The 22,763-nt window shown below is 70.9% G+C and carries 23 protein-coding genes; 3 read left to right on the plus strand and 20 right to left on the minus strand.

Annotation, left to right across the window (positions count from 1 at the left end):
• Position 1 precedes the first annotated feature (1 nt).
• From HNO83_RS04240 to HNO83_RS04330, 19 genes are all read right to left on the minus strand, one after another.
• On the minus strand, positions 2 to 505 hold the full coding sequence (locus tag HNO83_RS04240) for a PH-like domain-containing protein (protein WP_349627071.1): 504 nt from the start codon (positions 503 to 505) through the stop codon (positions 2 to 4).
• The gene (locus HNO83_RS04245) at positions 498 to 1,814 is read right to left on the minus strand and encodes a dihydroorotase (RefSeq protein WP_175336257.1); all 1,317 of its coding nucleotides are present in this window, start codon (positions 1,812 to 1,814) and stop codon (positions 498 to 500) included. Before HNO83_RS04245 ends, HNO83_RS04240 begins: the two co-directional genes overlap by 8 nt.
• 8 nt (positions 1,815 to 1,822) lie before the next feature.
• Entirely contained in the window at positions 1,823 to 2,779 is a 957-nt protein-coding gene (locus HNO83_RS04250) for an aspartate carbamoyltransferase catalytic subunit (RefSeq protein WP_175336258.1), read from the minus strand.
• Positions 2,776 to 3,345 (minus strand): bifunctional pyr operon transcriptional regulator/uracil phosphoribosyltransferase PyrR, encoded by a 570-nt coding sequence (gene pyrR, locus HNO83_RS04255; RefSeq protein WP_175336259.1) that lies wholly within the window; start codon positions 3,343 to 3,345, stop codon positions 2,776 to 2,778. Before pyrR ends, HNO83_RS04250 begins: the two co-directional genes overlap by 4 nt.
• A gap of 159 nt (positions 3,346 to 3,504) precedes the next feature.
• On the minus strand, positions 3,505 to 4,221 hold the full coding sequence (locus HNO83_RS04260; protein ID WP_175336260.1) for a DsbA family protein: 717 nt from the start codon (positions 4,219 to 4,221) through the stop codon (positions 3,505 to 3,507).
• Positions 4,221 to 4,652 carry a transcription antitermination factor NusB gene (nusB, locus tag HNO83_RS04265; RefSeq protein WP_175336261.1) on the minus strand — a complete coding sequence of 144 codons (432 nt, stop codon included), beginning with the start codon at positions 4,650 to 4,652 and terminating at the stop codon, positions 4,221 to 4,223. The genes HNO83_RS04260 and nusB overlap by 1 nt, the downstream gene beginning before the upstream one ends.
• Positions 4,653 to 5,216 (minus strand): elongation factor P, encoded by a 564-nt coding sequence (gene efp / locus HNO83_RS04270; RefSeq protein ID WP_175336262.1) that lies wholly within the window; start codon positions 5,214 to 5,216, stop codon positions 4,653 to 4,655.
• A gap of 103 nt (positions 5,217 to 5,319) precedes the next feature.
• Positions 5,320 to 5,757, minus strand: a complete 438-nt coding sequence (locus tag HNO83_RS04275; protein WP_175336263.1) for a type II 3-dehydroquinate dehydratase — start codon at positions 5,755 to 5,757, stop codon at positions 5,320 to 5,322.
• 73 nt (positions 5,758 to 5,830) lie between these two features.
• A complete protein-coding gene (gene aroB / locus HNO83_RS04280; protein WP_175336264.1) occupies positions 5,831 to 6,910 on the minus strand; it encodes a 3-dehydroquinate synthase in 1,080 nt (359 codons plus the stop codon).
• A complete protein-coding gene (locus HNO83_RS04285) occupies positions 6,907 to 7,440 on the minus strand; it encodes a shikimate kinase (protein WP_175336265.1) in 534 nt (177 codons plus the stop codon). The genes aroB and HNO83_RS04285 overlap by 4 nt, the downstream gene beginning before the upstream one ends.
• Before the next feature lie 4 nt (positions 7,441 to 7,444).
• Positions 7,445 to 8,653: a chorismate synthase gene (gene aroC, locus HNO83_RS04290; protein WP_175336266.1), complete on the minus strand. Its 1,209-nt coding sequence runs from the start codon at positions 8,651 to 8,653 to the stop codon at positions 7,445 to 7,447.
• A 42-nt stretch (positions 8,654 to 8,695) separates the two neighbouring features.
• Entirely contained in the window at positions 8,696 to 9,877 is a 1,182-nt protein-coding gene (locus HNO83_RS04295) for a shikimate dehydrogenase (protein ID WP_175336267.1), read from the minus strand.
• Positions 9,870 to 11,483, minus strand: coding sequence for an endolytic transglycosylase MltG (gene mltG / locus HNO83_RS04300; protein ID WP_249776481.1), 1,614 nt, complete (start codon positions 11,481 to 11,483; stop codon positions 9,870 to 9,872). The genes HNO83_RS04295 and mltG overlap by 8 nt, the downstream gene beginning before the upstream one ends.
• A gap of 1 nt (position 11,484) precedes the next feature.
• On the minus strand, positions 11,485 to 11,952 hold the full coding sequence (ruvX, locus tag HNO83_RS04305) for a Holliday junction resolvase RuvX (protein ID WP_175336268.1): 468 nt from the start codon (positions 11,950 to 11,952) through the stop codon (positions 11,485 to 11,487).
• A 6-nt stretch (positions 11,953 to 11,958) separates the two neighbouring features.
• Entirely contained in the window at positions 11,959 to 14,616 is a 2,658-nt protein-coding gene (gene alaS, locus HNO83_RS04310; RefSeq protein ID WP_175336269.1) for an alanine--tRNA ligase, read from the minus strand.
• A gap of 37 nt (positions 14,617 to 14,653) precedes the next feature.
• On the minus strand, positions 14,654 to 14,845 hold the full coding sequence (locus HNO83_RS04315; RefSeq protein WP_175336270.1) for a hypothetical protein: 192 nt from the start codon (positions 14,843 to 14,845) through the stop codon (positions 14,654 to 14,656).
• Between the two features lie 58 nt (positions 14,846 to 14,903).
• Entirely contained in the window at positions 14,904 to 15,287 is a 384-nt protein-coding gene (locus tag HNO83_RS04320; RefSeq protein WP_175336271.1) for a DUF948 domain-containing protein, read from the minus strand.
• A gap of 122 nt (positions 15,288 to 15,409) precedes the next feature.
• Positions 15,410 to 16,033 (minus strand): 30S ribosomal protein S4, encoded by a 624-nt coding sequence (gene rpsD / locus HNO83_RS04325; RefSeq protein WP_175336272.1) that lies wholly within the window; start codon positions 16,031 to 16,033, stop codon positions 15,410 to 15,412.
• A 173-nt stretch (positions 16,034 to 16,206) separates the two neighbouring features.
• Positions 16,207 to 17,547 carry a replication-associated recombination protein A gene (locus tag HNO83_RS04330; RefSeq protein ID WP_175336273.1) on the minus strand — a complete coding sequence of 447 codons (1,341 nt, stop codon included), beginning with the start codon at positions 17,545 to 17,547 and terminating at the stop codon, positions 16,207 to 16,209.
• A 141-nt stretch (positions 17,548 to 17,688) separates the two neighbouring features.
• Between HNO83_RS04330 and HNO83_RS04335 the strand changes: the two genes are divergently transcribed.
• The 3 genes from HNO83_RS04335 to HNO83_RS04345 all read left to right on the plus strand — a co-directional run bounded on the left by HNO83_RS04335 (position 17,689) and on the right by HNO83_RS04345 (position 20,442).
• The gene (locus HNO83_RS04335; protein WP_175336274.1) at positions 17,689 to 18,465 is read left to right on the plus strand and encodes a peptidylprolyl isomerase; all 777 of its coding nucleotides are present in this window, start codon (positions 17,689 to 17,691) and stop codon (positions 18,463 to 18,465) included.
• 79 nt (positions 18,466 to 18,544) lie between these two features.
• Positions 18,545 to 19,774, plus strand: a complete 1,230-nt coding sequence (locus HNO83_RS04340; RefSeq protein WP_175336275.1) for a DUF349 domain-containing protein — start codon at positions 18,545 to 18,547, stop codon at positions 19,772 to 19,774.
• A gap of 92 nt (positions 19,775 to 19,866) precedes the next feature.
• Positions 19,867 to 20,442 carry a type IV toxin-antitoxin system AbiEi family antitoxin gene (locus HNO83_RS04345; protein ID WP_175336276.1) on the plus strand — a complete coding sequence of 192 codons (576 nt, stop codon included), beginning with the start codon at positions 19,867 to 19,869 and terminating at the stop codon, positions 20,440 to 20,442.
• Between the two features lie 8 nt (positions 20,443 to 20,450).
• Here HNO83_RS04345 and HNO83_RS04350 read toward each other — a convergent pair whose 3' ends face one another.
• Positions 20,451 to 22,697, minus strand: a complete 2,247-nt coding sequence (locus HNO83_RS04350) for a RelA/SpoT family protein (RefSeq protein ID WP_175336277.1) — start codon at positions 22,695 to 22,697, stop codon at positions 20,451 to 20,453.
• Between the last annotated feature and the right edge of the window lie 66 nt (positions 22,698 to 22,763).

Here is a 22,763-nt window from a genome sequence, read left to right on the forward strand (position 1 = left end):
GTCACACCTCCTTGTCGTTCGGGACGATCTGTTCGATGGCCGCGGCGACCTGCGCCCGGCCGGCCGGGTCGACGACCCGGAAGTACGTGTCGGCGGCCGTGCCGCCGCTGGTGGTCCAGCCGAGGCGAAGCAGCCCGTCGCGCTCGACCGCCCGGTCGATGGCGACGCTCGCGAGGCCCGCGCCGGTGACGACGGCGGCCGGGATGAAGACGGGCGACTCTCCGGTCACCGCGATCCCGACGCCCTCCGGCCGGACGGCGACCGTGGCCTTGCCGCGGTACGCGAGCCCCGGGAGGGCGAGCCGCTCCAGGTGCTGTCCGGCCTTCGTGGTCGCGACGTACAGCGCCTCGGCCTCGGCGGTCGGAGCGCTCAGCGTTCCGGGCGTCGAGTAGCCGCCGCCCGCGCCGCTGTCGCGCCGCACGCGCCGCCGCCAGCCGACGACGGCCAGCGCCAGCACGATGACGACGACCGCGAGGATGCCGAGGGTGGGGAGCAGCTTATCCACGGGCGCCCACCTCCTCGGCGTCGCGCACCGCGCCGTCGAGCACGGTCGCCCGGCCCTGGTGGAAGGTCGCCACGACCCGCCCCGGCAGCGTGAGCCCGAGGTAGGGCGAGTTGACGCCCTTCCCGGCCAGGTCGGAAGTGGAGAACGAGCGCGAGGCGGTGGGGTCGTAGAGGAACAGGTTCGCGGGCGCACCGGCCTCCAGCGGACCGCCGTGGCCGTGCAGCCGGCCGATGCGCGCGGGCGTCGCGGAGAGCACCCGGGCGACGTCGGCCCAGTCGAGCAGCCCGTTGTCCACCACGCTCGCCTGCACCACCGAGAGCGCCGACTCCAGCCCGACCATCCCGAACGCCGCGGCGTCCCACTCGCAGTCCTTCGCCTCGACGGGATGCGGAGCGTGGTCGGTGGCGACGATGTCGATCGTGCCGTCGGCGAGGCCCGCGCGGAGCGCCTCCACGTCCTCGCGGCGGCGCAGCGGCGGGTTCACCTTGTAGCGCGCGTCGTAGCCGGTCGCCAGCTCCTCGGTGAGCGCCAGGTGGTGCGGCGTCACCTCGGCGGTCACGTCGATGCCACGCGCCTTGGCCCAGCGGATGACGTCCACGCTTCCCGCCGTCGACACGTGACACACGTGCAGGCGCGAGCCGACGTGCTCGGCGAGGAGCACATCCCGGGCGATGATCGACTCCTCGGCGACCGCCGGCCAGCCGGTGAGCCCCAGCTCGCCGGACAGCGCGCCCTCGTTCATCTGCGCGCCCTGCGTCAGCCGCGGCTCCTGCGCGTGCTGCGCGATCACGCCGTCGAACGCCTTCACGTACTCCAGCGCCCGGCGCATCAGCAGCGGGTCGGAGACGCACGTGCCGTCGTCGGAGAACACGCGGACGCGTGCGCGGGACTGCGCCATCGCGCCCAGCTCCGCCAGCCGCTCGCCCTCGAGGCCCACCGTGACCGCGCCGATCGGGCGGACCGTGGCGTAGCCGGCGGCCTCCCCCAGGCTCAGCACCTGCTCGACCACGCCGGCGGTGTCGGCGACCGGCGACGTGTTCGCCATGGCGAACACCGCGGTGAAGCCGCCGGCCGCGGCGGCGCGCGTACCGGTCAGCACGGTCTCGCTCTGCTCGTAGCCGGGCTCCCGGAGGTGCGTGTGGAGGTCGACCAGTCCGGGCAGCGCGAGCAGCCCGTCCGCGTCGATCGGGGTGGCGCCCGCGGCGCTCAGACCGGTGCCGGTCTCGACGATCCGGCCGTCTTCCAGCAGCAGGTCGGTGCGGCTGCCGTCGGCCAGCGTCGCGCCGCCGATCAAGAATCTTTCGCCCATGCTCACTTTCACACCGCCTGCTCTCGACCGGCACCCGACAGCAGCAGGTACAGAGCTGCCATCCGCACGGAGACGCCGTTCGCGACCTGCTCCCGGACCGTCGAGCGCGGGGAGTCCGCGGCCGCGGCCGAGATCTCCAGCCCGCGGTTCATCGGTCCCGGGTGCATCACAATGCTATCGGCCCGCAGACGCCCGAGGCGTTCCTCATCCAGGCCCCAGCGCCGCGAGTATTCGCGTGTGGTCGGGAAGAACGCCGCGTTCATCCGCTCGGCCTGGATGCGCAGCATCATCACCACGTCCGGTCCGTCGGCGATCGCCGCGTCGAGGTCGTACTGCACCCCGACCGGCCAGCCGGACACGTCCACCGGCAGCAGCGTCGGCGGCGCCACCAGAGTGACGTGGGCGCCGAGCGTGCGCAGCAGCCAGACGTTCGAGCGGGCGACGCGCGAGTGCAGGATGTCGCCCACGATCGCGACGGAGACCCCGGCGAGGTCCTTCCCGCGCGACGCCGTGCCGTGCAGGCGGCGGCGCATCGTGAACGCGTCCAGCAGCGCCTGCGTCGGGTGCTCGTGCGTGCCGTCCCCCGCATTCAGGATGCCGGCCTCGATCCAGCCGCTCGTCGCGAGCGTCTGCGGAGCGCCGGAGGACCCGTGCCGGATCACCACGGCGTCGGCGCCCATCGCCTGCAGCGTCTGGGCGGTGTCCTTCAGGCTCTCGCCCTTGGAGACGCTGGAGCCCTTGGCGGAGAAGTTGATCACGTCCGCCGACAGCCGCTTCGCGGCCGCCTCGAACGAGATGCGCGTGCGGGTCGAGTCTTCGAAGAACAGGTTCACGACCGTCTTGCCGCGCAGCGTCGGGAGCTTCTTGACCTCGCGCTCCTGCACGTCCGCCATGTCCTCGGCGACGTCGAGCAGCCGGATGGCGTCCTCCCGCGCGAGGTCGCGCGTCGACAGCAGGTGCCTCATACTCCGGCCTCCTGGTTCTCGTGGGGCTCGTCGATGGTCACCGACTCCTCGCCGTCCACCTCGTCGAGACGCACGAAGATGCGCTCCGAGGCCGCCGACGGCAGGTTCTTCCCCACGAAGTCGGCCCGGATGGGCAGCTCCCGGTGGCCGCGGTCGACCAGTACAGCGAGCCGCACGGCGCGCGGCCGGCCCAGATCGCTGACGGCGTCGAGCGCGGCGCGGATGGTGCGGCCCGAGAAGAGCACGTCGTCCACCAGCACCACGGTCTTGCCGTCGATGGGCCCGGGCAGCGAGGTCGGCTGCGGGGTGCGGGTGGGGTGGCGCGACAGGTCGTCGCGGTACATCGTGACGTCGAGCGCGCCCACGATGTCGGCGGGCGAGGGGACCGCCGCCGGTTCGATCCGCTGGATGTTCTCCGCGATCCGCCGCGCGAGCACGACGCCGCGGGTCGGGATCCCCAGGATCACCAGCTCGTCCGTTCCCCGGTTGGACTCCAGGATCTCGTGAGAGATCCGAGTCAACGCCCGGGCGATGTCAGCCTGCTGCAGCACAGTGCGCGCTGTCATGCCGACCTCCTTCCCCGCCTCACAGGACGGCTCTTAAAGGATGCCTACGTACTTCCGCCCACCACCCTACCAGCCGCGACTGCGGGCCCATGGAACGTGTGCGGGTGCGCGCGCCCCCGCACACGTTCCGAGCACCCGCAGTCGCTGGTCGGGAGACGGTCAGCGGGAGGCGAGGAACTTGGAGAACGCCTTCGCGTCGGAGACGCCGCCGGTGTACTGCTTGCCGTCGACGAGCACGGTCGGGGTGCCCTTGATCGTGTCGAGCACCTTCGTGCCGTCGACCTCGATCGGGCCCTTCTGCGAGTTCGCGGTGTTGCGCTGGGCCCACGCCCGGTACGGCCCGCTGTCGGCGACGCAGGTCGAGATGTCCTGCGACCCCGCGTCGCTCGCGCGCTGCGCCAGCTGCTTGTCCGTGAGGCCGTCGGAGTTCTCCTCCGGCTGGTCCGTGTACAGCGCCTGGTAGAACGGCAGGACCGCGTTCCGGTCGGTCACGGCCACGCAGGTCAGGGCGGCGGCCGCCCGGGTGGAGTAGCCGGTGCCGTTGGACACCGCATCCAGGAAGGTCAGCGGGTGCAGCCGCAGCGTGATCGAGCCGTCGTCGACCGCGCTCGCGAGAGTCTTGCCGTTGGCCTGCTCGAAGGCGCCGCACACCGGGCACATCGCGTCGAACCAGATGTCGACCTTCTTCGCGCCGTCGCCGACGGCGATGAAGCCGCCGTCGAAGTCCACGGCGCCGTCGGAACCCTTCGGCGGCGGGTCGGTCGCCACCGGGACGTTCGAGGCTCCCCCGAGCATCGAGCAGCCCGCAGCCGCGACGGCGACGCCCACCGCGAGCACCGCGACGACCGCGGCGCGACGCAGGCCTGGGAGGCGCATCAAACGCCCCTGCCCGTGTCTCCGTTGGCCTGCGCGATCTTGGCGAGCAGCCCGTTCACGAACCCGGCCGAATCGTCGGTCGAGAGCACGGTCGCCGCTTCCACGGCCTCCGAGATCGCGACGCCGTCCGGCACCTCGTCGTTGTACAGCACCTCCCACACGCCGATGCGCAGGATGGCGCGGTCGACGGCGGGCATGCGCGCGAGCGTCCACCCCTGGGCGTAGGTCTCGATCTGCTCGTCGATCTCGTCCTGGTGCTCGATGACACCGTCGAGGATCTCACGCGCGTACAGCCACGAGGCCTCCCGCGCCGGCTCGTTCGCCGCGCGCTCCGCCTCGGTCGCCAGCGCCTGCCGGAACGGCGTCTGCCGCAGGTCCGCGCTGTAGAGCACGTCGAGGGCGCGCTTGCGCGCCTTGGTCCGCGCGCTCATTCAGTCGTTGACGCGGCCGAGGTAGTCGCCCGAGCGGGTGTCGACCTTGACCTTGGTGCCGGTCTCGAGGAACAGCGGGACCTGGATCTGGTAGCCGGTCTGGACGGTCGCCGGCTTGGTGCCGCCGGTGGAGCGGTCGCCCTGCAGGCCCGGCTCGGTGTAGGTGATCTCCAGCACAACGGAGGCCGGGAGCTCGACGTACAGCGGCTCGCCCTCGTGCAGCGCGACGGTGACGTTCTGGTTCTCGAGCATGAAGTTGGCGGCGTCGCCGACGACCGGGCCCGGGATGGTGATCTGGTCGTAGTCGGAGGTGTCCATGAAGACGAAGTCGGCGCCGTCCTGGTACAGGTACTGGTAGTCGCGGCGGTCGACGTTGGTGATCTCGATCTTGGCGCCGGCGTTGTAGGTGCGGTCGACCGTCTTACCCGTGGTGACGTTCTTCAGCTTGGTGCGGACGAACGCCCCGCCCTTGCCCGGCTTGACGTGCTGGAACTCGATCACGGACCACAGCTGTCCGTCGATGTTGAGGACGATGCCGTTCTTGATGTCAGCGGTAGAAGCCAAGGCGAATGTTCCGTTCGTTCGGTGTGAAGATTCGGGTGGATGCCGCGCACGAGAGGGCGGCCCACGGCGACCGCGCGGAGCGGTCCGGGAAAGATTCTAGACGTCAGCGCGCGTTTCGGCGAATGAACGCCAGCGCCAGCCGGTACGACTCGAACCCGAATCCGGCGATCACGCCGGTCGACACCGCGGTGATCACGCTGGTGTGGCGGAACTCCTCGCGCGCGTGCGGGTTCGACAGGTGCACCTCGACGACGACCCCGCCGGCGGAGGTGACGAGCGACACGGCGTCGCGCAGGGCGAACGAGTAGTGCGTCCACGCGCCGGCGTTCAGGATGACGGGCGCGCCGGTGTCGGCCGCCTCGTGCAGCCAGCGCAGCAGCTGGCCTTCGTCGTCGGTCTGGCGCAGGTCCACGGTGTCGTCGCCCGCGTCCTCCGCGAGCACCGCGCGCAGGTCGTCGAGCGTCGCCGAACCGTAGACGTCCGGCTCGCGGGTGCCGAGGCGGCCGAGGTTCGGCCCGTTCAGGACGAGGATGGTCGCCACGGTCACTCCTCCCCGTCCTTCAGCGCGCGCACGCGCACCGCCGACCAGGTCTCGTCCAGCACGGTCTTCCGGCTCACGAAGCCACCTCCTGGTATGCGGCGAACAGCAGGCTCTGGTCCGGGCCGGCCAGCACGGTCGGCCGGGCCACGTCGTCGAGCACGATGAAGCGCAGCATACTGCCCCGCGCCTTCTTGTCGCGCTGCATGGTGGCCAGCAGTGTCTGCCATCGGCCCGCCGGGTAGGTCACGGGCAGTGTGAGCGACTCCAGGATGCGGCGGTGCCGGTCGGCGACCTCGTCGCTCAGCCGGCCGCTCAGCCGGGCGAGCTCCGCGGCGAACACCATCCCCACCGAGATGGCGGCGCCGTGCCGCCACTGGTACCGCTCGGCGTGCTCGATCGCGTGGCCGAGGGTGTGGCCGTAGTTGAGGATCTCGCGGAGTCCCTGCTCGGTGAAGTCCTCCCCCACGACCCGCGCCTTGATGCCGATGGAGAGTTCCACCAGCCGGCGGAACTCCGGTGTCTCGGGATCGGTCGCCCGGTCGACGTCGGCTTCGATCGTGTCCAGGATCTCCGGCTCGGCGATGAAGCCGTACTTCACCACCTCGGCGAACCCGGCGAGGATCTCGTTGCGCGGGAGCGAGGTGAGCGTGTCGAGGTCGCAGATCACGGCGTCGGGCGCATAGAACGCGCCGACCAGGTTCTTGCCTTCCGCGGTGTTGATGCCGGTCTTGCCGCCGACCGCGGCGTCCACCATCCCGAGCAGCGTCGTCGGCACCTGGATGAGCTTTACGCCGCGCAGCCAGGTCGCGGCCACGAAGCCGGCGAGGTCGGTGACCGATCCTCCGCCGAAGCCGACCACGGCGTCCGACCGGGTGAAATCGGCCTGGCCCATGATCTGCCAGAGGAACGACGCCACCTCGACGCGCTTGGCCGCCTCCGCATCCGGGATCTCGGCGAGCAGCACCTCGTAGCGGCCGACGAGCGACTCGCGCAGCTCGGCCGCGGCGGCGCCGAGCGTCGGCGGGTGCACGACGAGCACCTTGGCGACGCCGGTGCCGAGGTGCTCGGCGAGCCGGTAGCGCAGGCCGCGGCCGACCAGCACCGGGTACGGGTGCGTGCCCGTGACCAGGATCTCGGTGGGGGCGTCGGTCATGCTGGTCCTTCCGTCTGCGCTCGGTCGTCGCGGGCCGGTGTGCTCTGCACCCAGCGCGCGATCTCGTCGGCGATGGTCTCGATGGGGCGGGACGAGGTGTCCGCCGTGTAGTCCGCGAGCGACGCGTACAGCTCGCTCCGGGAGGCGACGAGCCGCTTCCACGACTCCAGGTCGGTGATCAGCGGCCGCTTCCCGCCCGCGATGCGCTTCGCGATGGCCTCCGGACGCACGGTCAGCAGCACGACCCGCGCGGCTCCGAGGTCGGCCTGCGTGTCGCGGTCGAGGACTGCGCCGCCGCCGAGCGAGACGACGCCGGGGCTGCGCAGCGCCTCCGCCACGGCCTCCCGTTCGAGCGCGCGGAAATGCGGCTCGCCGTGGTCCGCGAAGATCTGCGCGATCGGGCCGTGCCCGGCGACCACGACGGCATCCGTGTCGACGAACGGCAGGTCGAGGAGCTTCGCGACCCGCTTGCCGACGCGCGACTTGCCGGCCGCGGGCGGCCCGATCAGCGCGATGGTGTCGCGTGTCACGGCGTCAGGCGTAGGGAGCGCTCACGCGCTCCGTGGCGAGGTTCTGCGGGATGCTGTCGAGGTAGCTCTGCAGGTTGCGCCGCGTCTCGGCGATCGAGTCGCCGCCGAACTTCTCCAGCACGGCGTTCGCCAGCACGAGCGCGACCATCGCCTCCGCGACGACCCCGGCGGCCGGGACCGCACAGACGTCGGAGCGCTGGTGGTGCGCCGGCGCGGCCTCGCTGGTGGCGACATCCACCGTTCGCAGCGCGTGCGGCACGGTCGCGATCGGCTTCATGCCGGCCCGCACGCGCAGGACGCCGCCCGTGCTCATGCCGCCCTCGGTGCCGCCGGCCTTGTCGCTGGTGCGCACGATCGTGCCGTCCTCGGCGATCAGCTCGTCGTGCGCCTCCGACCCGCGGCGGGTGGTGGTGAGGAAGCCGTCGCCGATCTCCACACCCTTGATCGCCTGGATGCCCATGAGCGCGGCGGCGAGCTGCGCGTCGAGCTTGCGGTCCCAGTGCACGTGCGAGCCGAGCCCCGGCGGGAGGCCGTACGCGAGCACCTCGACGACGCCGCCGAGCGTGTCGCCGTCCTTGTGGGCGGCATCCACCTCGGCCACCATCCGCTCGGAGGTCGCCGGGTCGAAGCAGCGCAGCGGGTCGGCGTCGAGGGTGTCGACGTCCGACGGGCGCGGCAGCGGGGCGTCCTCGGGGACGCGCACCGGACCGATGGAGAGGGTGTGGCTGACCAGCGTGATGCCGAGCTCGGCCAGGAACGACCGGGCGACCGCGCCGAGCGACACGCGCGCGGCGGTCTCGCGGGCGCTGGCGCGCTCCAGGATGGGCCGGGCCTCGTCGAAGCCGTACTTCTGCATCCCGACCAGGTCGGCGTGGCCCGGACGGGGCCGGGTCAGCGCCGCGCCACGGCCGGTCTCGAGGACGGCCGGGTCGACGGGCTCCGGGCTCATCACATCCACCCACTTCGGCCACTCGGTGTTGCCGATGCGGAGGGCGATCGGGCTGCCCAGGCTGTAGCCGTGGCGCACGCCGCCGGAGACCTCCAGCGCGTCCTGCTCGAACTTCATGCGCGCGCCGCGGCCGTAGCCGAGCTTGCGGCGCGCGAGGTCGGCGCGGATGGCGTCGAGCGACACCGGGACCCCGGCGGGGAGACCCTCCAGGACGGCGATGAGTTCGGGACCGTGGGATTCCCCGGCCGTGAGCCAACGAAGCATGCTTCGATTCTGGCACACGGCCATGGAGCTCCCGCGCCGCGGTCAGACCTCCAGCGGGGCGCCCTGCTCGTCGATGCCGACGGCGTCGAGCATCGCGGCGAGCACGTCCGGCTCGTCCGGGAGCGGCTGCAGCGGGTCGCCGGAGACGAAGATCCGCACCTGCAGCAGTGCCTGGTGCGCGAGCATCGCGAGCCCGGAGACCACCCGTCCGCCCACGGCCTCCCACTGCCGTGCAAGCGGCGTCGGCCACGGCTCGTACGCCACGTCGAACAGCAGCGAGCGGCGGCGCGTCGAGTCGGTGTAGACGGCCTCGGTCTGCGTGCCGCCCGGGAGGGTGCTGATCACGAGCTCCGGCACGTCGAGCGAACGGTCGGCCTGCGAGAACGGGCGGATGCGCACGCGCAGTCCGAGGTCGTTCGCGAGCGGCTCGATCCACCCGGCGCGGGTGAGGTCGCGCACGTGCACGTCGACGCGCTCGGCCCCGAGCTCCGCGGCGGCGACCAGCGCCGACGCGGCCGTCGCTCCCCCGCCCAGGATGTGGACGTAGCGCGCCTCGTCGAGCCCCGCGGCCTGCAGGGCGCGCACGATGCCGACGACGTCCGTGTTGAATCCGCGCAGGCTGTCCCCGTCGAGCAGCACGGTGTTCGCGCCGCCGGTCTGCTCGGCGTAGCGGTCGCTCTCCGCCAGCAGCGGGAGCACGGCCTTCTTCAGCGGCATCGTGAGCGAGAGCCCGCGCCACTCCGGGCCGAGCTCCTGGACGAAGTCGGCGAGGCCGTCCTCGGTCACCTCGACGGCCTCGTACGACCAGTCCAGGCCGAGCGCCTCGTAGGCCGCCCGGTGAAGGGCAGGCGACTGGGAGTGCTGGATGGGCGACCCGAGCACCGCGAGGCGGCGGCTCGGCGCTGCGGCCTTCCGCGGCTTGGCCTTCGGTTTGGCAGCCGCCTTCGCGGGCGCCGGTTCGGGCTCCACGACGGGCTCCGGCTCCGAGTCCCCCGGCTCTTCGCGCTCGACCGCCGCCTCGGCCTCCGCGACCGCGGCCTCCTCGGCTTCGCGCTCGCGCTCGGCCTCGACGAGCTCCGCGATGCCGGCCTCCGCCGACGCTTCGGAGACGCCGTCCTCGACCGCAGGCTCGTCCTCCGCCTCTGCTCCGGCCGTCATCTCGCGATCGTCCTCGAGCACCGCAGGCTCACCCGTCTCCTCGTCCGTGCGCTTGCGCTCATCCATAGCCGGGGTTGTCCTTCATCCACTGCTGCCACTTCTCCACGGCCGCCTCGTGCTCGGCCTGCGTCGTCGAGAAGATCGTCTCGCCGGTCTGCAGGTTCCAGGTCACGAAGTACATCCACGACCCGTCCGCGGGATGCTGCACCGCGTTGATCGCCAGGTCGCCCGGGTTCGAGATCGGACCGACCGGGAGGCCGGGGTGCACGTAGGTGTTGTACGGGTTGTTGGGGTCCTCGCGCTCGGCGTCGGTCGTCGTCACCCGGTCGGTGTGCCCGGTGCCGTAGGCCACCGTGGCGTCCGACTGCAGGTCCCAGCCCTGCGCGATGCGGTTGAGGAAGACGCGGGCCACCTTCGGGTAGTCGTCCTTGAGGCCGGCCTCCCGCTGCACGATCGAGGCCAGCACGATCGTGTTCCAGCGGTTCTCGGGAGCGACGCCCGCCTGGTCCAGCGCCTGGAACATCCGGTCGACCATCGTCTTGATCGCCTGCTGCGCCGTGGTGCCGGGAGCGAACGTGTACGTCGCGGGGAACAGGAAGCCCTCGAGCGACTTCGCCTCCGCCGGGGCGCCGTACGCCTGCGGATTCGCCGCGGCCGCCTGCAGGTCGGCCAGCGGGATCTTCGTGGCGTCGGCGACCGTCTGCAGGATGTCCTTCTCGGCCGTCCCCTCCGGGATGACCGCCGTGTTCTCGACACGCGACTGCGGGTCCTGCAGGGCGGCCAGCGCCGACGCGGCGCTCATCTTCTTCGCCAGCTTGAAGACGCCGGGCTGGAACTCGGGATCGGACTTCTGCCGCAGCAGAAGCGAGTAGAACGCCTCGTACGTCTTCACGACCCCGGCCTTCGCGAGGTTGTTCGCGATGGTCGAGCCGTCGTCGCCCGACTTGATCGTGAACATGACCTCGCCGCTGCCGCTGCCGGTGTAGTCGTTCGCGGGCGGGAACAACGCATCCTGGAGCTTCACGATCTGCGGCTGGAAGATGGCGTACGCTCCCCCGGCCAGGCCGCCGAGGACCGCGAGGATCACGACGGTGACGATGAGCCCCCGCACCCAGCGGCGCTTCTTCGGCGGTTCGTCGTGCGACAGGTAGTGCTGCTGTCGCCAGATCAGCGGATGGCCGTCTTCGGCGGTCTCGTCTTCGGTGTCCTCGAGCACGCCGGACAGAGTACGCGCAGGATGGTCCGGGGGCGAGGCGACCCGGTCGTCGGACCCGTGACGGGCGGCGGCCCCGACGGGCTGCGGCTCCTCCACCTGGGCGATCGGGCCGGTCATGACGGCGTCGAAGTCGAGCCCGGCGAGGGCGGCGAGGTCGGCGGACGACTCCTGCGTCGGCGTCGGCGACGAGATGGGCTCGCCGCCGAGGGTCCACCCGGCAGCGGACGGAGTGGATGCGGCGGAGACCGGCGGGGCAGGATTCTCGGGCTGCGGCTCCTCCTGCGGAGCGAGCCGTGCCTCCTCCGCCTCGCGGGCGGCACGAGCCTCGCGCCGGGTCATGGGCGGGCGCTCCGCCGGAGCCGACAGGCTCGCGGGCGGATTCTGCGGAGCCGCCGGCGGCCGGTTCACAGCCGGGAAGGCGGGCGGCTCCGGCCGCTCCTGGGGGTTGTGAGACAAGCTAAGGTCCAATGCTCGATTCGACGGTGTCACCCGGCGGACGGCCTGTGGCCCGCTCCGCATCGAGGGCGTGCTGCAAAATTATCGTGGCCGCGACCTGATCGACGACGGGACGCGCCTTCTTCGTATTCCTGCCCGACGCGCGGAGCGCCGAGGTCGCGGACACGGTCGAAAGACGCTCGTCCACCATTCGTACCGGAACATCGACCTCCGAAGCCAGCGATTCGGCGAAACCGATCGCATCCGCGGTGGAGGCCGTGCGCGCTCCCGAGAGCGCCAGCGGCAGTCCGACGATAACCTCGAAGGCTCCGAGTTCCCCGACGATCTCCGCGATCCTGCGGCGATCCGCAGCGTCCTCGGAGCGTGCGACCGTCTCGACGGGCGTGGCCAGCATCCCGTGCAGGTCGGACCGGCTCACGCCGATCCGCACCTTGCCGACGTCGATGCCGACCCGCACCCCGCTGCGCACCCGGCGCTATCCGATCGCCGAGACGACCGCGCTGAGCGCCGCGGGGATCGCGTCCGCGTCGGTGCCGCCGCCCTGCGCCAAGTCGGCCTTTCCGCCGCCCCCGCCGCCGAGCACGCCCGCCGCCGTCTTCGCGAGAGCGCCCGCGTTGACGCCCGCGTCGCGCGCCGCCTGATTGGTGGCGACGATGACGACCGGCTTGCCGCCCGCCCGCGCCGCCAGGGCGACGGCCGCCGGGTCGGAGCCGAGGCGCTCGCGCACGGTGGTGACGAGCAGGCGCAGGTCGTCGGCGGTGTTCAGCGTCCCCGCATCCTCCGCCACGACCGTGATCGCTCCTCGGCGGGTCGCCGATTCGAGCAGCGCAGGCACCTTGTCGAGTACCGCGCGCGCCTCGAACGCCTGGATACGCTTCTCCGCCGCCTTCAGGTTCGCCATCAGGTCGGCGATCTTCTCCGGGAGCTGCTCGCGCGGCGTCCTCAGCGAGCTGGAGAGCTGCGAGACGATCGTGCGCTCCACCGCCAGGTCTTTGAAGGCCTCCAGACCGACCAGCGACTCGACGCGGCGGTTCGTGGAGCCGACCGACGACTCGCTGACCAGGTTGATCATCCCGATCTCGGAGCTCGTCGACACGTGGGTGCCCGCGCACAGCTCGCGCGACCACGGCCCGCCGATGTCGACGACGCGCACGACGTCGCCGTACTTCTCACCGAACAGGGCCATCGCGCCCAGCGACTTGGCCTCCGCGAGCGGCAGCTCGCGCGTGGTGACCTCGAGGTTCTGCCGGATGGCGTTGTTCGAGATCTCCTCGATCTCGCTGCGGGTCTCGGCCGAGAGCGCCTGGTTCCAGGAGAAGTCGAGGCGCAGGTAGCCGGCCTTGTTGTACGAGCCGGACTGGTGCGCGTTGGAGCCCAGCACCTGCCGGAGCGCCGCGTGGATGATGTGCGTGCCCGAGTGCGCCTGGCGCGCCCCACGACGGTAGTCCGCATCCACGATGCTCGTCGCCGGCGCACCGACGCCCACCTCGCCGCTGCGCACCAGCACCTTGTGGCTGATGAGGCCCTTGACGGGCTTCTGCACGTCGAGCACCTCGAGCTCGTAGCCCGGGCCGACGATCGTGCCCGCGTCCGCATCCTGGCCACCGGACTCCGCGTACAGCGCGGTCGCGCCCAGGATGATCTCGGCGACCTGGCCCTCGCTCGCGCGGTCGACCGTGCGGCCGTCGACGATGAGGCCGAGCACGCTCGACTCCGTCTGTAGCTCGGTGTAGCCCGTGAAGACCGTCTCGCCGAGCGAGCGGAAGCCGCTGTAGACCGAGAGGTCGGCCAGCGCCGTCTTCTTGGCCTTCGCGTCCGCCTTCGCGCGGGAGCGCTGGTCGGCCATCAGCTTGTCGAAGGCGGTGCGGTCGACGCTGAGGCCGGCCTCCTCCGCCATCTCCAGCGTCAGGTCGATCGGGAAGCCGTAGGTGTCGTGCAGCAGGAACGCGGTGTCGCCCGCGAGCTGCTTGCGGCCCTCCTTCTGCGTCGACGCGACCGCGGTGTCCAGGATGCTGGTACCCGCAGCGAGGGTGCGGAGGAAGGTCTCCTCCTCCGCGTAGGCGAGCTGCGAGATGCGCTCGAACTCGGTGTCCACCTCCGGGTACGCCGCCTTCATCGCGTCGCGCGACACCGGGAACAACTCGGGGAAGGTCGCCGTCTCGACGCCCAGCAGGCGCATCGCGCGCACCGTGCGGCGGAGCAGGCGGCGCAGCACGTAGCCGCGGCCCTCGTTCGACGGGGTGACGCCGTCGGCCATGAGCATCAGTGCGCTGCGGACGTGGTCGGCGACGACCCGCAGCCGGACGTCGTCCTCGTGCGCCTCGTTGCCGTAGGGCTTGCCCGCGAGCTCGGCCGCGCGGTCGAGCACCGGCCGCACCTGGTCGATCTCGTACATGTTGTCGACGCCCTGCTTGATGAACGCGACGCGCTCGAGCCCGAGGCCCGTGTCGATGTTCTTCTTCGGCAGGTCGCCGAGGATCTCGAAGTCCTTCTTGCCGTCGCCCTCGCCGCGCAGGTACTGCATGAAGACCAGGTTCCAGATCTCGACGTACCGGTCGTCGTCGGTCGCCGGTCCCCCGTCGATGCCGTACGCAGGTCCGCGGTCGAAGAAGATCTCCGAGCACGGCCCCGCAGGCCCGGGCTGGCCGGTCGACCAGTAGTTGGTGTCCTTGCCGAGCCCCTGGATGCGCTCCGGCGGCAGCGTGGAGACGCGCTGCCAGATCTCGCGCGCCTCGTCGTCGTCCTCGTACACCGTGACCCACAGGTCCTTGGGGTCGAAGCCGAGGCCGCCTTCCTCCTCGGAGGTCGTCAGCAGCTCCCACGCGAACGTGATGGCCTGCTCCTTGAAGTAGTCGCCGAAGGAGAAGTTACCGGCCATCTGGAAGAACGTGCCGTGCCGCGGGGTCTTCCCCACCTCGTCGATGTCGAGGGTGCGGATGCACTTCTGGACGCTCGTGGCACGCGGGAAGGGCGCGGGCACCACTCCGGTCAGGTAGGGGACGAACGGCACCATCCCGGCCACCGTGAACAGCAGCGACGGGTCGTCGCTGACCAGGGAGGCGGAGGGGACGACGGTGTGGCCGCGCTTGGCGAAGAAGTCGAGCCAGCGGCGGTGGATTTCAGCAGTCTGCATGGGTTCTTTGTCTAGAAGTCTGTGAGGGGTGGCGGCGTCAGTCGCCCTGGATGGCCGAGCGGATCTCGGCCTCGCGCTGCCGGTAGCCGTCGGTGACGGCCTCCCCGAAATCGCGCGCCTTGCGGTCCATGGCGCTGAAGAATTCGCGACCCTTGGGGGTCTCGTTGACCTTGTGGGCCACGGCGAAGCCGATGGCCACGCCGACGAGCAGCCACAGGAAACTCTTCATGCTGATCCTCCCTCTCTGGACGGCGCCGCGCGCGGACGCGGGCGCACGAGAGCCAAGTCTAGTGCGACCCGCCGCGCGGCTTCCGGGAGCCGAAGCCGCCCGCCGCCCTGAAGGCCGCCCTGGCCGCCGCGCTGAAGCCGGCGAGTTTGATCAGCGGGCCGCCGACGGTCGCCGCGAACAGCGCGACGAGTGCCGAGACGTTGCCGGTCACGTCCGCCACGTTCTTGGTGATGACATCGACGCGCGCCAGCTGCTTGTTGGTCTCCTGCAGGGTGGTAGCGGTCTCGTCGAGGATCGGCGTGATGCCGTCGCTCGCCTCCTTGATCGCATCCCGCGTCGAGTCGAGCACACGCCCCAGCTTCACGAGCGGGATGGCGATGAAGCCCACGAGGACCGCGAACACGACGGCCGCGATCAACCCTGCGATGTCTCCTCCGGACACGTGCGCCCCTTCCATTCCGCTGCCGGTATACGGATCAAGCGTAGTCCGCCCGCAGCCCGGCAGGAACGACGAACGGGGCCGCGGCCTGAAGCCGCGACCCCGTCCGGGTCGTACCTGGGACCTTAGCGGGCCGCGTAGTACTCGACGACCAGCTGGACCTCACAGGTCACGGGGACCTCGGCGCGCTTCGGGCGGCGCACCAGGCGGGCCTGCAGCTTGTCGAGCTCGACCTCGAGGTAGCCCGGGGTCTTCGGCAGGACGTCGACGTGACCGCCGGCGGCCGCGACCTGGAAGGGCTCGGTGCCCTCCGAGCGGGCCTTGACGTGGATGAGCTGGCCCGGCTTCACGCGGAAGGAGGGACGGTCGACGAGCTTGCCGTCGACGAGGATGTGACGGTGCACGACGAACTGGCGGGCCTGCGTGATGGTGCGGGCGAAGCCGGCGCGGAGCACGAGGGCGTCGAGACGCATCTCGAGCAGCTCGACCAGGTTCTCACCGGTCAGGCCCTGGGTGCGGCGGGCCTCCTCGAAGGCGATGCGCAGCTGCTTCTCGCGGATGCCGTACTGGGCGCGCAGGCGCTGCTTCTCGCGCAGACGCACCGCGTAGTCGGAGTCGGCCTTGCGCTTGGTGCGGCCGTGCTCACCGGGAGCGTAGGGGCGCTTCTCCATGTAGCGCGCCGCCTTCGGGGTGAGCGGGATGCCCAGGGCCCGCGACTCGCGGGTCTTGCTGCGGGAACGTGAAGACACGGTTTCCTTTCGAAGTTTCTCTCTGAAGTGATGGATGCGGGCGCACACGCGCGCCCGAAGAGAGAGGGATTGTCGCCAGGGACGCCCGGCTACAGGGCCTGTCCCGTCGAATCGTGTACTCGGCAGCCGACCCCGCACACGCTTCTAGGCGGATCAATGATAGCAGAGCGCAGTCAGCGTCCGCGCACGATGCGGCGCAGCTTCGCCAGGCGCGCCGACACGTCCCGTTCGTTGCCGTGCTCGGTCGGCGAGTAGTAGGTCGTGCCGTCCAATTCGTCGGGCAGGTACTGCTGCTGCAGCACACCGAGCGCGTCGTCGTGCGGGTACTTGTAGCCCTTGCCGTGCCCCAGCCGCTTCGCTCCGGGATAGTGCGCGTCGCGCAGATGCTTCGGCACCCGGCCGATCTTGCCGGCGCGCACGTCGGCGATCGCGGCGTCGAGCGCCATGTAGGCCGCGTTCGACTTCGGGGCGGTCGCCAGGTGCACCACGGCCTGGGCGAGCGGGATGCGGCCCTCCGGCATCCCGATGTACTGCACGGCGTCGGCCGCGGCGATCGCGACGCCGAGCGCGGTCGGGTCGGCCATGCCGATGTCCTCCGACGCCAGCACGATGATGCGCCGGGCGATGAACCGCGGGTCCTCCCCCGCCTCGATCATGCGGGCGAGGTAGTGGAGGGACGCGTCCACGTCGGAGCCCCGGACCGACTTGATGAAGGCGCTGATGACGTCGTAGTGCTCGTCGCCGTTGCGGTCGTAGCGCAGCAGCGCGCGGTCGACGGCCTGCGCCACCAGCTCCGCGGTGATCACGGGCTTCTTCTTGGACGTCGCCGGCGTGGCGGAGGCGGCCGTCACCGACGCGGCCTCCAACGCGGTGAGTGCCCGTCGCGCGTCGCCGGACGCAAGCCGGATCAGCGCGGCACGCGCCTCCGGGTCGAGCTTGTACTGGCCGCCGAGGCCCCGGTCGTCCGCCACCGCGCGGTCGACGACCACGCCGAGGTCGTCGTCGCTGAGCGTCTCGAGCGTGAGCAGCAGACTGCGCGAGAGCAGCGGCGAGATCACCGAGAACGACGGGTTCTCCGTGGTCGCCGCGACGAGGATGACCCAGCCGTTCTCGACGCCCGGGAGCAGCGCGTCCTGCTGCGCCTTGGTGAACCGGTGGATCTCATCGAGGAAGAGCACCGTGGAGACGCCGTAGAGGTCGCGGGTCGAGAGCGCCTCGTCCATCACCAGTCGCACGTCCTTCACTCCGGCGGTGACCGCCGACAGCTCGACGAACCGGCGGCCGGAGGAGTGCGCGATGGCCTGCGCCAGCGTGGTCTTGCCCGTGCCAGGAGGACCCCACAGGATCACGGACACCGAGCCCGACTGACCCTCCTTGTCGGACGCGAGCGCGACCAGCGGAGACCCCGGCTTCAGCAGGTGCCGCTGCCCCGCGACCTCGTCGAGCGACTTGGGGCGCATGCGGACCGCGAGCGGTGTCGCTCCCGTCCGGAGCCCTGGTTGCACGTCGACCACCCGACAAGGTTAGTCGCGACCACCGATACTCTCGCTGTGAGCGGTGACTTTGTCGTCCATAGCGGCGCCGGATAGGGTTCTCCATGATCCAGCGGGCCAGGTCTCGCGGAGATCCCCCGAACCCGCCTCCGGAGGACACACGTGGCACCGAAGCAGAACGACAGAGAAGCGCGCCAGGCCCGCGAGCGGCTGCGCGCCTACCAGGCCCGTCAGACCGTGCACGTGCACAAGGCCAAGCGACGCCGTCGTGACAACTGGGTGGCCGGAATCGCGGCCGTCGTGATCGTCGCCCTGGCGGTCGGCACGCAGCTGCTCTACTTCTCCGCGGGTCCCGGCGCCGCGAAGGCGTCCTCCTCGGCCTCGCCGTCGGCGTCGCCGACCTCCACCGCGACGGTACCGCCCAAGAGGCTCGCCGAGGACCGCACCTGGACCGGCACGCTGACGATCAACAACGTGCCGCTCGGGGTCTCGCTCGACGGCGCCGCGGCACCCCAGGCCGTCTCGTCGACGGTGTCGCTCGTGCAGAAGAAGTTCTACGACGGGCTCACCTGCCACCGCCTCACGAACGGCGGGTTCTACGTGCTCCAGTGCGGCGATCCCAATGGCGACGGCAGCGGCGGCCCCGGTTACTCCTACGGACCGATCGAGAACGCGCCGGCCGACAACGTCTACAAGGCGGGAACGATCGCCATGGCGCGCCAGGGGAACAACGCGGCGAGCCAGGGCAGCCAGTTCTTCATCGTCTACGAGGACACCACGATCGGCGCCGACAACGCCGGCGGGTACACCGTGATCGGTCACGTCACCTCGGGACTCGACGAGCTCAAGGCCCAGGTCACCGACAAGGGCATCGAGGGCGGCAAGACCGACGGCGCCCCGGCCGTGAAGACGACGATCGACGGCTTCACCCTGCAGTGATCCCGGCGCGTGCAATAGGCTGATTCCCGACACGTGGGGCGGCATCCCCGCCCGACCACGCAGCAGCAAGGTGAGGCTCTTGGCTACTTCTGAACAGCACCCCTGGGGACGCGTCGACGACAGCGGCACCGTCTACGTCCGGGAGGGCGACGGCGAACGCGTCGTCGGCGAGTACCCCGACGGCACGGCCGACGAGGCGCTCGCCTACTTCGAGCGCAAGTACAACGACCTCGCCGGCCAGGTCGGCCTGCTGGAGCAGCGCGCCCGCCGCGGCGCCCCGGCGACCGACATCGCCAAGTCGGTTGCCAACCTCCGCTCGTCGGTCGAGGGCGCGAACGCCGTCGGCGACCTCGCGTCGCTGCTCACCCGGCTCGACGCCCTCGGCGGCACCGTCGAGGAGCTGACCGAGCAGCAGAGCGCCGAGGCCAAGGCAGCGCTGGAAGCCGCCATCGCCGAGCGCACCGCCATCGTCGAAGAGGCGGAGGCGCTGGCTGCCCAGGACCCGGCCCGCACGCAGTGGAAGTCCACCAGCACCGCGCTCGACGCCCTGTTCGCCCGTTGGCAGGCCCACCAGCACGACGGCCCGCGCCTGCCGAAGAACGAGGCGAACGAGCTCTGGAAGCGGTTCCGCGCCGCGCGGTCGACCATCGAGCACAACCGCAAGGCCTTCTTCGCCGAGCTCGACACGCAGCACCGCGACGTCCGCAACCGGAAGAATGAGCTCATCGAGCAGGCCGAGCAGCTCATCCCGCTCGGCGCCGATGGTGTGCCGGAGTACCGGCGCCTGCTCGACCAGTGGAAGGCCGCGGGCCGCGCGGGCAAGAAGAACGACGACGCCTTGTGGGCGCGCTTCAAGGCCGCGGGCGACGCGATCTACTCCGCCAAGGCCGAGGTGGATGCGCGCGACAACGCCGAGTACGACGCCAACCTGCAGCAGAAGCTCGCCCTGCTCGACGAGGCGGAGCCGCTGCTCAAAGCCACCGACCGCGAGCAGGCCCGCGCCCAGCTGCTGTCGATCCAGGAGCGCTGGGACCAGATCGGTCGCGTGCCGCGCGATCAGGTGCGTCCCATCGAAGACCGCCTGCGCCGCGTCGAGGCCGCCGTCCGCCGCCTCGACGAGGAGCACTGGGAGAAGAACAACCCGGAGAAGAAGGCGCGCGCGGAGGGTCTCGCCGGCCAGCTGAACGCCGCGATCGCCAAGCTGGAGCAGGAGCTCGCCGAGGCCCAGGCCTCCGGCGACGCAGCGAAGGTGAAGGCGGCGCAAGAAGCGCTCGACGCGCGCAAGATCTGGCTCGACGCGCTGGGCTGAGCCCGCCCGTCCACAGCCCGGGCTCCGCCCGAGTTCTCCACCGTTCCCGTCCCCGGCCGCCGCACGCGGCCGATTCCCGCGAGGGTGGAGCCATGACCCCCACCCGCTCTCCCCTGCTCGACGACGACGTACTGCCGATGGTCGAGCTGCTCGCCCTCTGTCTCGACGGCCAGGTCTACCGGGTCGGTGACGCGTTCGCATCGGCCGACACCCCTGACGGCCCCGAGCTGCGGTCGCACGCCTTCGCACGAAGCGCTCCGCCCTGGGCGATCGCAGATCGTGGGACGGCGGCGTGGATCCACGGCACGCGGGCCTCGCCGCCGCCCGTGCCGCAGGTGTGCGTCCCGCCCTCGCATCGCGGCGGTGGAACCCTCGCCCGGCTCGACACGGCGTATCGCGCGGTCTCCCCAGACGAGACGCTGACGTTCGCGGGCATCCGCGTGACCGCCCCGCTCCGCACGGCGCACGATCTGCTCTGCTCACCCGGGCGCTTCACCGATGCGGACGCCCTCGAGATCCGGCACCTGCTCGTCCTCGCCGAGGTGACGCCCGCCCGGCTCGACGAGCGGCTGCGCGCCGCCCGTCGCCGCGGGCGCGACCTCGCACGGACGCGGCTGCCGCAGGTCGCCCGGGCCTCGCTCGTCGGCGCGCCGCCGGAGGCGGCCTGATGGTCCGGTCAGCCCGCGCTGACGCGGTACACGTCGTAGACGCCGTCGATGCGGCGAACAGCGTTGAGCACGCGGTCGAGGTGCGTGGTGTCGCCCATCTCGAACACGAAGCGACTGAGCGCCAGGCGGTCGCTCGAGGTCGTCACGGTGGCCGAGAGGATGTTCACGTGATGCTCGGAGAGCACCCGGGTGACGTCGCTCAACAGGCCGGAGCGGTCGAGTGCCTCCACCTGGATCTGCACCAGGAAGACGCTCTTCGAGCTCGGCGCCCACTCCACATCGATCATGCGGTCGGGCTCCTGCAGAAGCGACTGCACGTTGTGGCAGTTCGCCTGATGCACCGAGACTCCCTGGCCGCGGGTGATGAATCCGACGATCGGGTCGCCCGGGACCGGGGTGCAGCACTTCGCGAGCTTGACCAGGATGTCGGGGGCGCCGCGCACGAGCACGCCCGAGTCGCTGTTGCGCAGCTGCCGGCGGCCCTTGACCGGGATCTCGAGCTCGCCGTCCGACTCGGCCTCGGTCTGTAGGGAGGCCACGATCTTCTCGATCACCGATTGCGTCGAGATGTGGCCCTCGCCGACCGCGGCGTAGAGCGAGGAGACGTCGGGGTGCTTGAGCGACGACGCGACCTCGACCAGGGCGTCCTGCGTCATCAGTTTCTGCAGCGGCAGGTTCTGCTTGCGCATCGCGCGCGCGATCGCGTCCTTGCCCTGCTCGATCGCCTCGTCGCGTCGCTCCTTGGTGAACCACTGGCGGATCTTGTTGCGCGCACGCGGACTCTTGACGAAGTTCAGCCAGTCCTGGCTGGGGCCCGAGTCGGGGTTCTTCGAGGTGAAGATCTCGACGACGTCACCGGTGTTGAGGCTGCTCTCCAGCGGCACCAGCCGGCCGTTGACCTTCGCGCCCATGGTGCGGTGGCCGACCTCGGTGTGGACGGCGTAGGCGAAGTCGACCGGCGTCGCACCCGCAGGCAGGCCGATGACGCGGCCTTTCGGCGTGAAGACGTAGACCTCCTTCGCGCCGATCTCGAAGCGCAGGGAGTCGAGGAACTCGCTCGGGTCCGCTGTCTCGGCCTGCCAGTCGGAGATGTGCGCGAGCCAGGCCAGGTCGGTGTCAACCTTGGACGGGCCGCCGGAGCTCTTCCCGGTCGTCTGCTCCTTGTACTTCCAGTGCGCGGCCACACCGAACTCGGCCCGCTGGTGCATCTCCTCCGTGCGGATCTGGATCTCCACGGGCCGTCCCTGAGGGCCGATCACCGTGGTGTGAAGCGACTGGTACAGGTTGAACTTCGGCGTTGCGATGTAGTCCTTGAAGCGCCCGGGCATCGGGGTCCAGCGCGCGTGGATCTGCCCGAGCACGGCGTAGCAGTCGCGCACGGTGTTCACCAGCACGCGGATCCCGACGAGGTCGTAGATGTCGTCGAACTCGCGGCCGCGCACGACCATCTTCTGGTAGATCGAGTAGTACTGCTTCGGGCGGCCGACGACCTTGCCGCGGATCTTCGCCGACTTCAGGTCGTCGTTGATCGCGTCGATGACCTGCTGCACCAGCCGCTCACGCTCGGGCGTGCGCTGCTTGACCAGGCTCTCGATCTCGGCATACAGCTTCGGGTAGAGCACGGCGAACGAGAGGTCCTCCAGCTCCCACTTGATGGCCTGGATGCCGAGGCGATGCGCGAGCGGGGCGTAGATCTCCAGCGTCTCCGTCGCCTTGCGGGTTGCGGAGGCGGCAGGAACGAAGCCCCAGGTACGAGCGTTGTGCAGTCGGTCCGCCAGCTTGATGATCAGCACGCGGATGTCCTTCGACATCGCGACGATCATCTTGCGCACGGTCTCGGCCTGGGCGCTGTCGCCGTACTTGACCTTGTCGAGCTTGGTGACCCCGTCGACGAGCATGGCGATCTCGTCGCCGAACTGGTCGCGCAGCTCGTCGAGCGTGTACTCGGTGTCCTCGACCGTGTCGTGCAGCAGCGCGGCCGCGATCGTCTTGGCGCCGATGCCGAGGTCGGCGATGATCTGCGCCACCGCGACCGGGTGCGTGATGTACGGCTCCCCCGACCTGCGCTTCTGCCCCCGGTGGGCGCGCTCGGCCACGGAGTACGCGCGCTCGATGAGCGAGAGGTCCGCCTTCGGGTGGTGCATCCGGACAGTGCGGATCAGCGTGTCCACGGCGCCGGATGGCTGCGCCCGCGAGAAGATGCGCGGCACGAGGCGGCGCAGCGAAGCGCTCTGCGATGTCGTCGTGTCAACCATTCGCGCGCGCCTCCTGTCGTCCATTATGACCGCTTCGGATCACCGTTCTGTCACGGTGAACGCATC

Origin of the sequence: Leifsonia sp. C5G2, from assembly GCF_013359685.1 — a bacterium.
GTDB lineage: Bacteria > Actinomycetota > Actinomycetes > Actinomycetales > Microbacteriaceae > Leifsonia.

What these genes read in the sequence shown, in the direction of transcription:
- HNO83_RS04350 (WP_175336277.1), bottom strand. Translation starts at nt 22,697, where the DNA reads ATGGTTGACACGACGACATCGCAGAGCGCTTCGCTGCGCCGCCTCGTG.
- pyrR (WP_175336259.1), bottom strand. Translation starts at nt 3,345, where the DNA reads ATGACAGCGCGCACTGTGCTGCAGCAGGCTGACATCGCCCGGGCGTTG.
- HNO83_RS04260 (WP_175336260.1), bottom strand. Translation starts at nt 4,221, where the DNA reads ATGCGCCTCCCAGGCCTGCGTCGCGCCGCGGTCGTCGCGGTGCTCGCG.
- HNO83_RS04250 (WP_175336258.1), bottom strand. Translation starts at nt 2,779, where the DNA reads ATGAGGCACCTGCTGTCGACGCGCGACCTCGCGCGGGAGGACGCCATC.
- HNO83_RS04315 (WP_175336270.1), bottom strand. Translation starts at nt 14,845, where the DNA reads ATGAAGAGTTTCCTGTGGCTGCTCGTCGGCGTGGCCATCGGCTTCGCC.
- nusB (WP_175336261.1), bottom strand. Translation starts at nt 4,652, where the DNA reads ATGAGCGCGCGGACCAAGGCGCGCAAGCGCGCCCTCGACGTGCTCTAC.
- aroC (WP_175336266.1), bottom strand. Translation starts at nt 8,653, where the DNA reads ATGCTTCGTTGGCTCACGGCCGGGGAATCCCACGGTCCCGAACTCATC.
- HNO83_RS04245 (WP_175336257.1), bottom strand. Translation starts at nt 1,814, where the DNA reads ATGGGCGAAAGATTCTTGATCGGCGGCGCGACGCTGGCCGACGGCAGC.
- aroB (WP_175336264.1), bottom strand. Translation starts at nt 6,910, where the DNA reads ATGACCGACGCCCCCACCGAGATCCTGGTCACGGGCACGCACCCGTAC.
- HNO83_RS04295 (WP_175336267.1), bottom strand. Translation starts at nt 9,877, where the DNA reads ATGGATGAGCGCAAGCGCACGGACGAGGAGACGGGTGAGCCTGCGGTG.
- HNO83_RS04345 (WP_175336276.1), top strand. Translation starts at nt 19,867, where the DNA reads ATGACCCCCACCCGCTCTCCCCTGCTCGACGACGACGTACTGCCGATG.
- alaS (WP_175336269.1), bottom strand. Translation starts at nt 14,616, where the DNA reads ATGCAGACTGCTGAAATCCACCGCCGCTGGCTCGACTTCTTCGCCAAG.